The 14,300-nt window shown below is 34.2% G+C and carries 10 protein-coding genes and 1 tRNA gene; 4 read left to right on the plus strand and 7 right to left on the minus strand.

Annotated features, from left to right (window positions below):
- Positions 1–9: 9 nt before the first annotated feature.
- From ACYQ5R_RS01220 to ACYQ5R_RS01235, 4 genes are all read right to left on the minus strand, one after another.
- Positions 10–1,278: an alginate export family protein gene (locus tag ACYQ5R_RS01220; protein ID WP_460189082.1), complete on the minus strand. Its 1,269-nt coding sequence runs from the start codon at positions 1,276–1,278 to the stop codon at positions 10–12.
- Positions 1,279–1,430: 152 nt separating this feature from the next.
- Positions 1,431–1,503, minus strand: a tRNA-Lys gene (locus ACYQ5R_RS01225).
- 59 nt (positions 1,504–1,562) lie between these two features.
- On the minus strand, positions 1,563–2,333 hold the full coding sequence (locus ACYQ5R_RS01230; protein WP_460189083.1) for an ABC transporter ATP-binding protein: 771 nt from the start codon (positions 2,331–2,333) through the stop codon (positions 1,563–1,565).
- The gene (locus ACYQ5R_RS01235; protein ID WP_460189084.1) at positions 2,333–3,073 is read right to left on the minus strand and encodes an MlaE family ABC transporter permease; all 741 of its coding nucleotides are present in this window, start codon (positions 3,071–3,073) and stop codon (positions 2,333–2,335) included. Before ACYQ5R_RS01235 ends, ACYQ5R_RS01230 begins: the two co-directional genes overlap by 1 nt.
- Positions 3,074–3,195: 122 nt before the next feature.
- Here ACYQ5R_RS01235 and pafA point away from each other — a divergent pair, with 122 nt between their 5' ends.
- The 3 genes from pafA to ACYQ5R_RS01250 all read left to right on the plus strand — a co-directional run bounded on the left by pafA (position 3,196) and on the right by ACYQ5R_RS01250 (position 6,960).
- Positions 3,196–4,815, plus strand: coding sequence for an alkaline phosphatase PafA (gene pafA / locus ACYQ5R_RS01240; protein ID WP_460189085.1), 1,620 nt, complete (start codon positions 3,196–3,198; stop codon positions 4,813–4,815).
- Positions 4,816–4,895: 80 nt separating this feature from the next.
- Positions 4,896–5,528, plus strand: coding sequence for a hypothetical protein (locus tag ACYQ5R_RS01245; RefSeq protein WP_460189086.1), 633 nt, complete (start codon positions 4,896–4,898; stop codon positions 5,526–5,528).
- Position 5,529: 1 nt separating this feature from the next.
- Positions 5,530–6,960, plus strand: coding sequence for an amidohydrolase family protein (locus tag ACYQ5R_RS01250; RefSeq protein WP_460189087.1), 1,431 nt, complete (start codon positions 5,530–5,532; stop codon positions 6,958–6,960).
- 1 nt (position 6,961) lies between these two features.
- On the opposite strand, the gene cdd is transcribed toward ACYQ5R_RS01250, so the two are convergent.
- From cdd to porU, 3 genes are read right to left on the minus strand one after another with little or no spacing between them, the layout of a single operon-like run.
- Positions 6,962–7,444: a cytidine deaminase gene (gene cdd / locus ACYQ5R_RS01255; RefSeq protein WP_460189088.1), complete on the minus strand. Its 483-nt coding sequence runs from the start codon at positions 7,442–7,444 to the stop codon at positions 6,962–6,964.
- A gap of 12 nt (positions 7,445–7,456) precedes the next feature.
- On the minus strand, positions 7,457–8,599 hold the full coding sequence (gene porV, locus ACYQ5R_RS01260; RefSeq protein ID WP_460189089.1) for a type IX secretion system outer membrane channel protein PorV: 1,143 nt from the start codon (positions 8,597–8,599) through the stop codon (positions 7,457–7,459).
- Positions 8,600–8,632: 33 nt separating this feature from the next.
- Positions 8,633–12,430: a type IX secretion system sortase PorU gene (gene porU / locus ACYQ5R_RS01265; RefSeq protein WP_460189090.1), complete on the minus strand. Its 3,798-nt coding sequence runs from the start codon at positions 12,428–12,430 to the stop codon at positions 8,633–8,635.
- A 188-nt stretch (positions 12,431–12,618) separates the two neighbouring features.
- On the opposite strand from porU, the gene gldJ reads away from it, so the two are divergent.
- Positions 12,619–14,274, plus strand: coding sequence for a gliding motility lipoprotein GldJ (gene gldJ, locus ACYQ5R_RS01270; protein ID WP_460189091.1), 1,656 nt, complete (start codon positions 12,619–12,621; stop codon positions 14,272–14,274).
- Positions 14,275–14,300 lie beyond the last annotated feature (26 nt).

Raw genomic sequence — 14,300 nt, forward strand, 5'->3', positions numbered from 1 at the left:
TTTGGCTTCTTATGCTTTAGACTTGAATAAAGTTGGTTTGAACGTGATCATTACCCAGCCCCAGTAATTACCTTCATCGGAATCTCCACCACCTTTAATAACTTCCATAGACTCAGTTGCAGACATCATAGAGAAACCTCCTTGCAAATTGATATCACTTGTAAAGTTGTATCCTGTTGTCATGTCAATCTCAAATCCTAAATTATCATCCATTTTAACAGAACCATCATAAATATCAGCAGCTCCAAAGAAGAAATGTGGTGCTACCTTAACAAAAAATTTATCTTTTTTGTACGTTAAACCGAAATGCAAGTCATTTAAACCAACATTATTCAAATGCTGTCCTCCCACATAAAAATAATCCATTAAACCATTGAATTTATGATTTGTACCATACAAGGGATTAAAGGACTTTACATCATTGCTGGTATCATTCATATCTTTACCTGAAAAATATTCGTAACCCACATTTATTGTTAGTTCTTTTGCAATTATATATCGAAGATTTAATGCATAGTTAGTTGCGGACACCTCATTTGTATTCAATTTACCAGTTTGAAAATAAATTGACCCATCGGCCGAGAACCTATTTAGATCATAAGTTATATGAGAACCAAATGTTTGAGTATAATCTACTTCTAGATTATCATCTCCATAAACATTATGCTCAACACCATTATTCAAAAATAAAGCACTAAAACCAAGGTTTTTAAAGTCATGGTGAAACCATCCAAAACCCATTGCCTTATAACCTGCTGCATTGCTATAGGGCATATCTCCAACACTTATTTCACCGTCATTACTTAAAGATAAACCAACATCCAAAATCGTTTTCTCTGCTATTTGCCATCTTGCAACCATAGCATCAAAGCGCCTAGCTTGTTGAGCCCAAGCAGTTGCACCTATTATTCTTTGATCATCATAAGAAATTACTTGTCGCCCAAATTTAACTGAAAATTTATCAGAGAAAATAGCCTGCGCCCACGCCTCATTAATAGATAAATTATTATCAGATTTCCCTAAGGTCCCAACATCTCCCCAGACACCAGTATGCTGTCCAGAAAATTTAAGTTTGATCATTTCAAAAGCGAAATCAAAATTAATTCGAGAGCGTTGGGATACAAAATGTGATCCTGCTTGATCCGTTTCGATTAATGTACCAAAACCATGTCTATGCTCATAACGCGGTCTAATTTCGGCAGAAATCCCAAATTCCTGAGCGAGTGCAGGCATAGAAATTAAGAATACCAAAATAAGTTGAGATAGTCGCTTTTTCATAATAGTAATAATTGTTTAGAAATTTAAAAGTACAAACTTATCTATCAATAGTCAATAATATCAGTAAACCAAATGTTTACAAAGACATATTGAAAAGTTATTTTGTTTTGCTATCAAACAAAAAAATCGCCAATAAAATTTGACGATTTTTGTGACTTGACTGGGGCTCGAACCCAGGACCACCTCCTTAAAAGGGAGGTGCTCTACCAACTGAGCTATCAAGTCATTCGCTATTGTTTTAGCGGGTGCAAATATAAGCACTTGTTTTAATAAAACAAATACTTTTATCGTTTACTTTCTTTTAAATATACTTCTCTAATTTTTTTAAATAAATTCGATGAATAAACAAAATTTACAATCGCCTCATTATCTGTCACAAACACATCTTCATTGGTGCCTTCCCATGCCTTCAAGCCTTCTTTCAAAAAAACAATTTTTTCTCCAATCTCCATTACAGAGTTCATATCATGTGAATTAATAATAGTCACTATATTGTATTCTTTTGTTATTTCTTGTATTAAATTGTCTATAACTGTTGCAGTGTGCGGGTCTAGACCAGAGTTGGGCTCGTCACAAAACAAATACTTCGGATTGTTTACAATTGCTCTAGCAATAGCAACACGTTTCTGCATGCCACCAGAAAGTTCAGAAGGAAATTTACTATTTGCACCATCCAAATTAACTCGTGCTAAAACTTCATTCACTCGTTCCAACATTTCTTCTTGTGATTTCGTCGTAAACATCTTTAAAGGAAACATAACATTCTCTTCTACTGTTAAGAAATCATATAAGGCACTGCCCTGAAACACCATGCCTATCTCGGTACGTAATTGCCTTCTCTCATCAATATTCAACTCCGAATAAATTCTTCCATCAAAAGAAATATTACCATCGTCATGCTCATGCAATCCTAATAGACATTTTAAAAATACCGTTTTACCTGAACCACTTTGACCAATTATTAAATTGGTTTTTCCTTTTTCAAAAGAAGTACTTACTCCTTTTAAAATATGAGCATCTCCAAAACTCTTATGTAAATTCTCAACTTGTATCATTATCCCAAAAGCATTTGAGTTAAGAAATAATTTAAAGTAATTATAACAACACTTGTCCAAACTACCGCCTGCGTACTTGCTCTTCCAACTTCTAACGAACCTCCTTTTACAAAATATCCGTGATACGCAGGCACCGTTGCAATTACAAATGCAAAAACTACTGTCTTAATAAGTGCGTATTGAATGTAATAAGGATCGAATTCAAGTCGAATTCCATCAAGGTAATCTACTGAGTAAAAAAGATCTGTTAAAACACCTGCAGCCCATCCTCCAAAAATTCCCAAAAACATGGCAATTAATGTAAGAAGCGGATAGAAAAACAACGTTGCAATAACTTTAGGTAAAACCAAATAATTCAAAGAGTTTACCCCCATAACTTCCAAAGCATCAATCTGTTCCGTCACTCGCATGGTACCAATACTTGATGCAATGTACGACCCCACTTTACCAGCTAAAATAACAGAGGTAAAGGTTGGACCAAACTCCAATATCATAGATCGCTTTGTGGCAAAACCTATAAGATATTTAGGAATGAAAGGACTATCTACACTTAAGGCTGTTTGAATTGCAACAACACCCCCAATAAAAAAAGAGATAAACATAATAATTCCGAGTGATTTTAATCCTAAGTCGTCAATCTCTCGGAATAGCACTTCTCTAAACACTTTACCTCGCTGTGGCCTTGTAAAAACTTGCCGAAGCATGATAAAATATTTACCAATATGCTCTAGGTAATTCATGCAAATTGTTTTTGCTAAAGTATTAAATTAAAACTTTATTCTAACGCTATTATTGTCATTAATTGATAGCTCAACCTATTTAAAATGTATCTTTGTTTTTCAAATCAACTTTTAAAATAAGTATGAAAAAATCATTTTTTTTGGGTCTTTTAATATTGGTGAGTACGTTTGGATTTTCTCAAGAAAAAAAGCCCAAATTGGTAGTAGGCATTGTAGTAGATCAAATGCGATACGATTACCTCACACGCTTTATTAATAGATATGGAGAAGGTGGTTTTAAGCGTTTAATGAACGAAGGGTTTAATTGTAAAAATAATCATTTTAATTATGTACCAACTGCTACCGGTCCTGGGCACGCTTCAGTATATACAGGTACAACTCCTAAATATCATGGAATTATTGGCAACAATTGGTATGACAAAGAAAACAAAGAAGACGTGTATTGCGCAGGAGATAATAGCGTAAATCCCGTTGGCACAAAAGCTGATGCTGGAAAAATGTCACCTCACAGAATGTTAACCACAACCTTTACTGATGAAAATAGACTTCATACTCAAATGCGGGGTAAAACAATTGGTATAGCTATTAAAGATCGTGGCGCCATATTACCTGCAGGGCATACTGCAAATGCTGCATATTGGTTTGAAGGAGGAAAAGATGGCAATTGGATAACAAGTTCTTTTTATTTGAATGAATTACCAGAATGGGTAGAAACCTTTAATAAAAGTGATATCGCTAAGTCATATCTAAAAACTTGGGATACCTACTACCCTATCGATTCTTATGTTGAAAGCGGTTCGGATAAAAACAATTTTGAAGGTGGATTTAAAGGTAAAGATGATGCGACATTTCCATATGATTTAAAATCACTAAGTAAAAAGAACGGCAATTACAATATTTTAAAAGCCACCGCTTATGGTAATGACTTAACAACAGATTTTGCCTTAGCTGCTATTCAAGGCGAACAACTTGGTGCAGATAACGATACAGATGTTTTAACTGTTAGTTACTCTAGCACAGATTATGTAGGACACAATTTTGGAGTAAATTCTAAAGAAATTCAAGATACTTATATAAGACTTGATAAAAATTTAGAAAACCTATTAAATCAGTTAGATAAAAATGTTGGTAAGGGTAACTACACAGTTTTCTTAACTGCAGACCATGGCGCAGTGGATGTTCCTTCGTATTTAGCCTCAGAAAAAATACCAGCAGGATATTTTGATAAGTCGGAATTCAAAAAACAATTAAGTGAATTTTCTATTTCAAAATATGGAGAAGACCTAATAGAACATGTTGATTATGCTGATATTTTCTTTGATCGCGAAAAAATAAAAGAATTAGGCCTACACCTTGCCATGGTACAACTTGAAATGATTGAAGAAATTATAAACTACAAAAACGTTTATAAGGCGTATACTGCTACTGAAGTAAAAAATAGTACTGCTCAAGAAGGAATTGAATTATTACTTAAAAACGGATACAATCAAAAACGCTCTGGAGAAATTATGTACGTTCTAAATCCTGCTACAATTTCTTATAGTAAAACAGGCTCGTCTCATGGTTCTGCTTACAATTACGATACACATGTTCCTTTATTATTTTACGGTACAGGTGTTAAACAAGGTCATACGTATAACAGAACCAATATTAACGATATTGCTCCAACAATGTCAGCGTTGCTAGGTATTGCATTCCCTAATGGCACATCTGGCACCGTTGTTTCTGAAGCGATCAAATAAAATTCGTTTTAAACTATTCAAAAGGCTTTCCAATTGGGAAGCCTTTTTGTTTTGTATTTTCGTTATTTAATACCAAATAAATGAAACAAAAAATTAGGGGCCATAAAAGGTTTTGGAAAGATATTGAACAATGGATTGACAGAAATAAAGATCTCAATTTAGAGACTGTTAAAAATTGCGGAAGAGATTATGTAAAATTCAGAGTGCATCCTTGGGGCTCTTTAAATTTAGGTAACAGTATTACACCAGAACCACATGGTAAAACAAGAAGACTAATTTTAAATGGTTTTCTAGAAATATATAACAACTGGAAACTGACCATAGAAGCACTTGAAGAGCCCTATTATTTGAAATTTTGGCTTTACGAATCTAATCTTGCCCAATCTCAAGTTGTGTGCGCCATTGGAGAGTATATTAATTATTATAACCAAGTCTTTACAGTTGGGGATACAAAAAAAAACTTTCCAATAAACAACTACAGATCACATTATAATTTATTTATAGATTTTGAATGGTCTTTGGGTATAGATGAGTCTATTTTTGAAGACAACACCAATGACCCTAATTTTTATATCAATGAACTTGCTCATCAAAATGAGGTACGATGGTTACAAAAGCAGTTAAAAAAGCCTCATAGAATAGTACAACAAAAACAGCCAAGAATATACGCATTTCCAAAGGGAAACGTTTGGATAGGCACACTAAAAAATTAGCATGAAAATACTGAAAACCACACTGAAAGTTCTTTTGGCATTAGTTACTTTATTATTACTAGTAGTGCTAACAATAATATTAATCGATCAAAAGAGAACCTCATATTTACAATTAGACAAATATCCTGAACTACAAAATAAAAGCTATTTAATAAAAAATGTTCAGGTCATACCAATGACTAAAGATACAGTTTTAACCAATTTTGATGTGCTTGTTGAAAATGGAACAATAAAGGAGGTAGCTCAAAATATTTCAGATAAAGACATTGAAATTATCGATGGAAATAATCAATTTCTAATACCTGGCCTTATAGATATGCATGTTCATATTTGGGACAAACAAGAACTAGGATTGTATTTAGCAAATGGAGTTACTGGTGTTCGAAATTTATGGGGATTACCTTTTCATTTAGACTTAAAAGAGCAAATCAATAATCAAGAATTAGTTGCTCCCTCATTTTACACCTCATCACCAAAATTAACTGGAAAAGATGATTTGGGTGATGATAAAGTTCAAATTAGGAATCCAAAAGAGGCTAGAGCATTGGTACAATCGTATAAAAATAGAGGTTATGATTTTATCAAAACATATGCGGGTATGACCGAGGCAGAATATATTGCGATTGTAGAAGAAGCTGAAGCCTTACAGATGGATGTTGTAGCACATCCAAGTTTTAAAGTAGAATATACAGAACAGTTTCATCCTCAAATCGCAACTATTGAACATACTGAAGATATTTACCAGCAGGCGTTAAACTATCAATTAGATTCAGTAAAAGCAGTTGATATTGCAAAAATAATGGCGGAAAGAGATCAAATATTTAGCCCAACTATTACAGGATTCTATAAGATATTCGAGATGCTGGAAAACAGCGATGTTTTGAATAGTGAGTCTGCAGCATATATGAACCCTTTGTTAATTGATATCGATGCGAAAAATCAGGTAAATAGGTGGCAAGAAGCACTTAAAGAAAATTCTGGAACCAAAAACAGAATTCTTTCGCAGCACCAGTTTCATTTATATTTAATTAAACTGCTGCATGACGCAGGAGTTACTCTAGTTTCAAGTAGTGATGCAGGTATTGGCATTACTACACCTGGAGCATCTATTAAAGAAGAATTAGCCTTTTATGCAGAGGCGGGATTGAGTAATTATGAAGTACTTAAAACGGCCACCATCAACCCATCTAAAACGCACCAAATCATGAATGATTTAGGCACAATTGCTGTTGGAAAAAAAGCTAATTTATTATTACTTGATGGAAACCCACTGGAAGATTTAGATGCTTTAAAAAAAATTAATTGGATTATGGTTCATGGTAGGAAAGTAGAACCTGAACAATTAAATATGTTTACTTTGAAGGCTAAGTCAAGAAAAACAAAGCTAATCACTGCTTTGCGCTATCTACAATATTTATGGGTAGAACGTTAAACTACAAATAGGTTTTATCAAACGCTAAAGGCAACAAATCATGCAGAGTGTCTGTCTTAATAATTTTACCTGTTTCACCCATAAAATAGACTTCCATAGGTGCATTTTGTTTTTTCTCATATTCAGATAACGATTGTCTACATGAACCGCAGGGTGCAACTGGCTCTGTCAACGTTTCATGAATCGAACCTGCCGTAATTGCAATTCTTAAAATTTTAGCATCAGGATACTGAGCTCCCGCATAATACACAGCAACTCGTTCGGCACACAACCCACTTGGATATGCAGCATTTTCTTGGTTAGACCCAGTAACAATAGTTCCATTATCTAATAACAAAGCCGCACCCACAAGAAATTGTGAATACGGCGCATATGCATTTTTTCGAACGTCAATAGCAGCGTTCATCAATTGCTGTACATCTTTGGGCAACTCAGTTACGTCGTCATACACGGTAATTGAGGTCGTAAGTTGCAATTTTTTCATACTTCGAAGATACTAAAAATCTTCGTAGATATCTCCAAAGTTAAATGCTAAACTAAAGCGTAATGTGTTTTCTAAAGGATTATTTACGTCTGAAGAACTAAACAAATAAGAAACATCTAAAGTCGTTGCTTTAAATTTAAATCCAGCTCCAACTGTAAAGTATTGACGATTACCTTTGTATTCGCTTTCGTGGAAATAACCTGTTCTTAAAGCGAAAGCATTATTATAAACATACTCGGCTCCTAAAGCCCAAGTAAACTCTTTCATCTCTTCACTAAATCCGTCTGGTGCATCCGCAAACGATTGGAACATTCCTTGAGCAAAACCAACATTATCATCTTTACCATCTATAATATTTCCTTCATCATCTCGAATTGGAGGTGTTGGAACTAACAATTTAGTAACCTCTAAAGTAGTATTGATTCTATTATAGTCATCTAAAATAAAATCAAATCCACCACCTAACTTTAAATTTGTAGGTATAAAATTTTCATCAGTATCATCACTATAAGAAACTTTTGGACCAATATTAGAAATATTAAAACCAGCTCTCCAACGACCATTAAAGTCACCGTAGTTCTTTTCATCAGACTGATAATAACCAGAAACATCTACTCCGAAAGAATTTACTGTGTTTAAAAGCGCATCAGAAGATCTCAAAGCCAAATCAGACCTTATGTATCTCAAGGTTACACCCATCGAAAAATAGTCACTTAATTTAAGGGCATATGTACCATCGATTGCCAATTCATTTGGATTCTCTACACCTATAGGATTACCTCCTCCATCTGTTAACTGAATCTCACCATAGGTAAAATATTTTAAGCTTCCTGCCCAAGCGCTTCGCTCATTGATACGGTTCGCAAATGTAAAACCACCTAAGAAAATATCATTTACTAATTCACGCATCCAAGGGGTGTAATTTAATCCAACTACATACGATGTGTTTAAAAATGCATATTGAGAAGGATTGTGATGTTGCGAATTAGCATCTGCCGAAGTAGCTACACCTACATCTCCCATTCCACCTGCTCTTGCATCTGGAATAATTAACAAAAATGGAGCTGCTGTGGTTATTGGATTAGGTTCGTCTTGTGCTTTAATAGTAGGAATTACAAACAAGCATGCTATAATAGCGATTACTGCGTTTTTCATGAATTAAGATTGTTTTAACAAATAAAATACTTTTTATTGAAGTATTACTAATTTCTCATATTTTTCTGCAGAGACATCTGATAAGGTGCTTTTAACATTCAGTTTATACACATAAACACCCTTTCCTATTTTATCTCCAAAATCATCTAAACCATCCCAAGTAATCGACCTTGATAAATTACCTGTTGAATTTACAGTTTGGTTGATGGTCTTAACCAATTTACCAGAAACTGTAAAAATCTGAACTTGTACATCCAATGGTTCATTTGGTTTATTGTGATTGAACCAGAACTCGGTATAATTTACAAATGGGTTCGGATAATTTAATACGTTATCCAATACCATCTCTGAGTCACTCACTACAAAAAAGTTTAACGTAGCACATGATGAATTATTGTAGGTGTCCCAAGCACATAATTCTAAAGTATGTAAACCAGGTTCTAAATCTCTAAAGGGAAATCTAACTCTTCCTCTTGTATAATCATCTAACTCGGTCTGATAAAAATCATTTAATACATACGGATTTGAGGTTTCACCATCTAAAATTGCAACAATATCGTGATCTACAGAGGTAATAGAAGTATTTATTCCATTTTCATCAGAAAGCAATGCCAACAGGTAAGGAGAACCATTTGTATTTCCTCCATCTACAAAACTTTCATCATTCATAAATAATTCTATATCTGGCCCCAAATTATCTTCTGGAGCATCTAAATTGATGCCACCAATGGTTACGTCAAAATTATAACCAGCTTTATCAACATCATCATTATCTGCATAAAAACTAATTTTACCTTGACCATAAGCAATTCTTAAATCTCTTGGTGCTACAAAATCAAATTCAAATCTGCCATTTGCAACAGAAGAAAGACCTCTAAAAATTTTACTTTCTAAAGCATCAAATTCCATAGTTCTTCCAAAATTATCATTATCTAAGGTTGTCTTAGTAATTGGCTTATCAAAAACTATGGTAGATAATTCACCATTATAATCAGATAAAACATTTCCATTTGAATCTGTAACTGCTCCTTCTAAGGTAACTCTACTCAAAGCCTTTATGGTATCTATGGATTGAGAAATGTCTATACCATTCATATGTGTCAATCGCACATCTGGTTCTGGAACCGCTAAATCCATTGCAGGGTCTCCAAGAAAATATATAAATAATCTTTGAGAGGTTGAAAATTGATTTTTAACTGACATCAAACCTTCAGCTATTGTTAAATTTTCATTATCAAAATTTAACAATACTCTCATTAAACGGTCATTAAAAACACGCCCCACATTTACATATATCTCTCTTGTAGTTGTAATAAGAGAAGTAGATCCTCCATCAGCATTCCAAATTAAAAATTCTCCACCTGATAATCTCAATGGATTGTCAAATCTAGAAAACTCACAAGTAATAGTAATAATTAATGGTAATGTATTGATGTTGCTCAAGGCTCTAACCATAGGAATATCAAGTATTCTTTCTGAAGCCCAACCATCCTCTCCGCCATGTCCAAAATAATTCAATAATAATGTTCCTTTAGCTTGGGTATTTTCTATTTCGTCGTATACATCTGGATAACGTTCTCCTCCAGCAGTCGAAACTTGTACAAAAGCATCTGCATATATCTTCTTAACATTTAGTAATGGTTTTCTTACACGAATAGTATCTGCAATATTCTCCATACTTTGCTGTATAGTAAATTCAGTTGCGACATCTAAATCATCTGCCACGACTGTTACTAAGTTTCTCCAGTCTCCATATGATTCAGAAGAGGAGTAGGTCATAGCTTTGTTAACAGCTTCCTTGGCTTGCTGAATAGTTGTAACTGGAAACCTACCTGTAGCAACGTCTTGTTTATCAGCAAAGGTTAGCAAACCTTCGTTTGGATCCATCATTCCATAATAATCGTCTGTTAAATACGACGTGGCTAAGTTAAAACTCTCGTAGGCTAAAACTGCCGGGACTATATTGTTATTTCCAATAATTCTATCTTTGTAATCATAAGAAGCATCTCCAAACAACAGAACGTATTTGATTCTGTTCTCTACATTTGAAGCATTGTCATACAAGTACCGAACATAATCTCTTATTGCGGTTAAATCTGGACTCCCAGACCCGAATTCATTATAAACCTCCTCTAAGTCAACCACTTCTACCGTCAAACCTCGATCTCTGTGAAAATCTGCTAAAACCTCAGCTTCATTCATTAAAAAACCTCTGGTAACAATAAGATAATCTATATCTTGAATGCCGTGAAGATTTTGATTCTTAATTGGACCACTTGTAATGATTTCGGGTGTATAAAAATCAACATCATTTAGTGCTACAAATTGTTTTAACTCATTAGCTTCTGATTTGAACTTAAAGGTACTTCCATCTTCCTCTGGCGTCACTCTTAGAGGGTTTATAAAATCTGTAACATCCCATATTTCTTCAGCGTTTTGAACTTCATAACTTGCAACACCACCACTATTTACTGCATCAAAACTTCGAAAACTCAATTGAGTATTATCAACTTGTAATAATTTTTGACCATTAATTTCTATAAAGTCCAGAAATGCCTTAGCTGCAGGGTTTCCATTGTTGTTAAAAGACACCTCTACTGTAATTGAATCTCCAGATAAATTCATTTGTGTATTTCCCTCTCTTGCATAGGCTTTGATCAAACTTCCCAAAACCAATGCCGGATAGTTTATTGTAAATGCATCTTGACCATTTACACGAATACTCATGGAGGAAGCACTAAAAGACTCAGCAACTCCACGAACCCTTACTCTAACCGGATAATTCGGATCTAAATTTTTAAAAGGAATAACAAATGTTTGATCTGGCTCAAACGACATTTCTTCTCCAAACCATTGCTGACCTACTGAAAATAAGTTATACTCTTCCTTTTCGTAAAATGTATAATCATCGTAACTTGTGACTACTTGCGTGGCAGCCTCTGTTATTGGATTTTGATTTTGAATTCTTTTACCCTGTTCACCACCGAAGGTTATAAAATAATATGCTTTATCATCAAAAATATTTGCTCTGTGAGATGCAATTCCGGAAGTTGAATTTATATCCCAAGTTTCGGGACCTTTCGCATAAAACAAAATATAATCACTACTACCAAAACTACCATCTTCTTCTCCGCTTATATAGATAGAATTTTCTTGTAACCCATCGTATCTAAAATCACTATTTCTATTTGGCAGCATTGCTCCACCGTTTCCATAAATTTTAATGGTTCTAGGATCTACATCATTTGTCTTTATACCTAAACTTTGCAAAAAAGATCTATTAATTCTATATACTCCAGTAGTATCTATAGCAAATTTATACCAGTTTCCGGTATTCAATACTGAATTAAATGCTCTATTAAAAGTACCTCTCTCGGAAGTTCTTGATTGCCTTGTAGCATAGTTTAATTGAAAAGAAACTACTTTTTTATAAACGCCTCCATCATTCACCACAGGCGTCATTAGCAATTCAAGTGTTGCCTTATTTCTATGATTGGCAACTACCAACTCACTTTTAATGTCAGGAGCTATTACAGTTCTAACTTCAGAAGAAATTGATGAAGCGCTAATGATTTCATATTGTACATTTAACAGTTCATATGAGGCAACTTCTAATCCTTTTTCAATATCCCAAGACTGCGCAAATTCTGGCAACAATTGAGCATCCAACCCAAATCCTTCTACATTAGGGATGCTAATTTTAGATCCCCGGTTTGTTTCTACCACCGTAGATCCCCAAACTAGGGTTACTTTCTTTTGAGACAATTTTTGACCGTAAATCCCAGAGTAACAAAAGAGTAATACAACTAAAAGGTTGAAGTTTTTTCTCATATTAGTATGAATAACGCTTAAAGGAACTAGTTATTTTAAATATATACAACAATACGCATAATAAAAGGAAAAAACAATCGTTATACAGAGACAAAAACCTAGATGACATTTGTTAAAAATAACTTGCGAAAATAATTATTTGGTGTATCTTGCGTCCACTAAATGAAACCCTAAAGTTGATTTGTATTATGAAAATTACAAAAACTAAGATTAACTTATTACTATTAGCACTACTTACTATTTCATTTACTAGTTGCCATAATCGTGAAAACGACAATAGCACAGCACTTACAGGCTGGAGCTCGAAAGATAAAACTGACGCTGGTTTTTCTGATGCTAGCGACTATAGAGGTCAAGAAACACCTCCAGGCATGGTGCTTATCGAAGGTGGTACATTTACAATGGGCCATGTTCAAGACGATGTGCTTTTTGATTGGAATACAACTCCTGTTCAAATGCAAGTTCGCTCTTTTTACCTAGACGAAGTAGAAGTAACAAATGCTGAATACTTATTCTACCTAGATTGGTTGCAAAAAGTATTCCCTTCTGGTAATGATGAATCAAAACACATTTACACTAGCGCATTACCTGACACTCTAGTCTGGAGAAACACCTTAGGTGCAAATGAATTGTTAACACAAAACTATTTAAGACACCCTTCGTACAGAGACTATCCGGTTGTGGGTGTTTCTTGGAAACAAGCGAACCGTTATTGTGTATGGAGAAGTGATAGAGTTTCAGAAAAAACCTTATTTGATAAAGGCGTGATGGAAAACTATTACGAAATGGACTCAATGGAAATTAGCAGTACAAAATATTTTAATGCTGATACATTTATTAAAGATCCATTTTTATTATTTGAGGGAGATTCTGCCGTGTATGAACCGTCTAGATCTCGTGATGACAATATTATTTTACCAAAAGTCTCAGATGGTATTATTTCTCCAACATTTAGATTACCTTCTGAGGCAGAATGGGAATATGCTGCAAAAGCAGATGTTGGAAATAGAGAATATAACAATATTAGAGGTCGTAAAAAATATGCTTGGGATGGAAAATATACACGTAATTCATCACGCAGATTTAAAGGTGATCAGCTAGCAAACTTTAAACAAGGTCGTGGAGATTATAGCGGAGTTGCTGGATGGAGTAATGATGGTGGTGATATTACAATGCCAATTCGTCAATATAGTCCAAATGCATACGGCTTATATGACATGTCTGGAAACGTTGCTGAGTGGGTGGCAGACGTTTATCGACCAATTATCGATACAGACGCAAACGACATGAATTATTACAGAGGAAATGTATTTACAAAACCAATGATTGATGACGAAGGAAAAGTTGTTGTTGTTGATGTGAATACTATTGCATATGACACTTTACCAAACGGACAAATAAATGTAAATGATTTACCTGGAAGCGTAAAATATGTTCCGATCACCAAAGATGATGCCTACATGCGCAACAATTACGAGAAAGCATACAATGTAGACAATAGAGATGGCGATTTAGCATCTACTAAAATGTTTGAAGAAGACGAAGAAGAATTAGATGTAAAACCTAGAATGTATAACTCACCTGTTACTCCAACTCAAATCGGAGAAAGTGGATTACGAATTAAAGAATATGATGAAGAATATCGTACGACTTTAATTAGTGATCAAACAAGAGTTTACAAAGGTGGTTCTTGGCAAGACAGAGAGTATTGGTTAGATCCAGCTCAAAGAAGATTCTTACCAGAATATATGGCAACAAGTTTTATAGGATTCAGATGCGCTACCGATAAGCTTGGTCCTATGACTTATAAGCGTAGAACGAGATACACAGAAAAGAAGAATTAAAATTATATTTTTAAAATCAAAAAGCC

The sequence above is a fragment of the Urechidicola sp. KH5 genome (assembly GCF_054661455.1).

Bases quoted from the DNA above. Each gene is read 5' to 3' on its own strand.
- ACYQ5R_RS01250 (WP_460189087.1), top strand. From the start codon at position 5,530: ATGAAAATACTGAAAACCACACTGAAAGTTCTTTTGGCATTAGTTACT.
- ACYQ5R_RS01230 (WP_460189083.1), bottom strand. From the start codon at position 2,333: ATGATACAAGTTGAGAATTTACATAAGAGTTTTGGAGATGCTCATATT.
- ACYQ5R_RS01220 (WP_460189082.1), bottom strand. From the start codon at position 1,278: ATGAAAAAGCGACTATCTCAACTTATTTTGGTATTCTTAATTTCTATG.
- ACYQ5R_RS01245 (WP_460189086.1), top strand. From the start codon at position 4,896: ATGAAACAAAAAATTAGGGGCCATAAAAGGTTTTGGAAAGATATTGAA.
- pafA (WP_460189085.1), top strand. From the start codon at position 3,196: ATGAAAAAATCATTTTTTTTGGGTCTTTTAATATTGGTGAGTACGTTT.
- cdd (WP_460189088.1), bottom strand. From the start codon at position 7,444: ATGAAAAAATTGCAACTTACGACCTCAATTACCGTGTATGACGACGTA.
- gldJ (WP_460189091.1), top strand. From the start codon at position 12,619: ATGAAAATTACAAAAACTAAGATTAACTTATTACTATTAGCACTACTT.
- porU (WP_460189090.1), bottom strand. From the start codon at position 12,430: ATGAGAAAAAACTTCAACCTTTTAGTTGTATTACTCTTTTGTTACTCT.
- porV (WP_460189089.1), bottom strand. From the start codon at position 8,599: ATGAAAAACGCAGTAATCGCTATTATAGCATGCTTGTTTGTAATTCCT.
- ACYQ5R_RS01235 (WP_460189084.1), bottom strand. From the start codon at position 3,073: ATGAATTACCTAGAGCATATTGGTAAATATTTTATCATGCTTCGGCAA.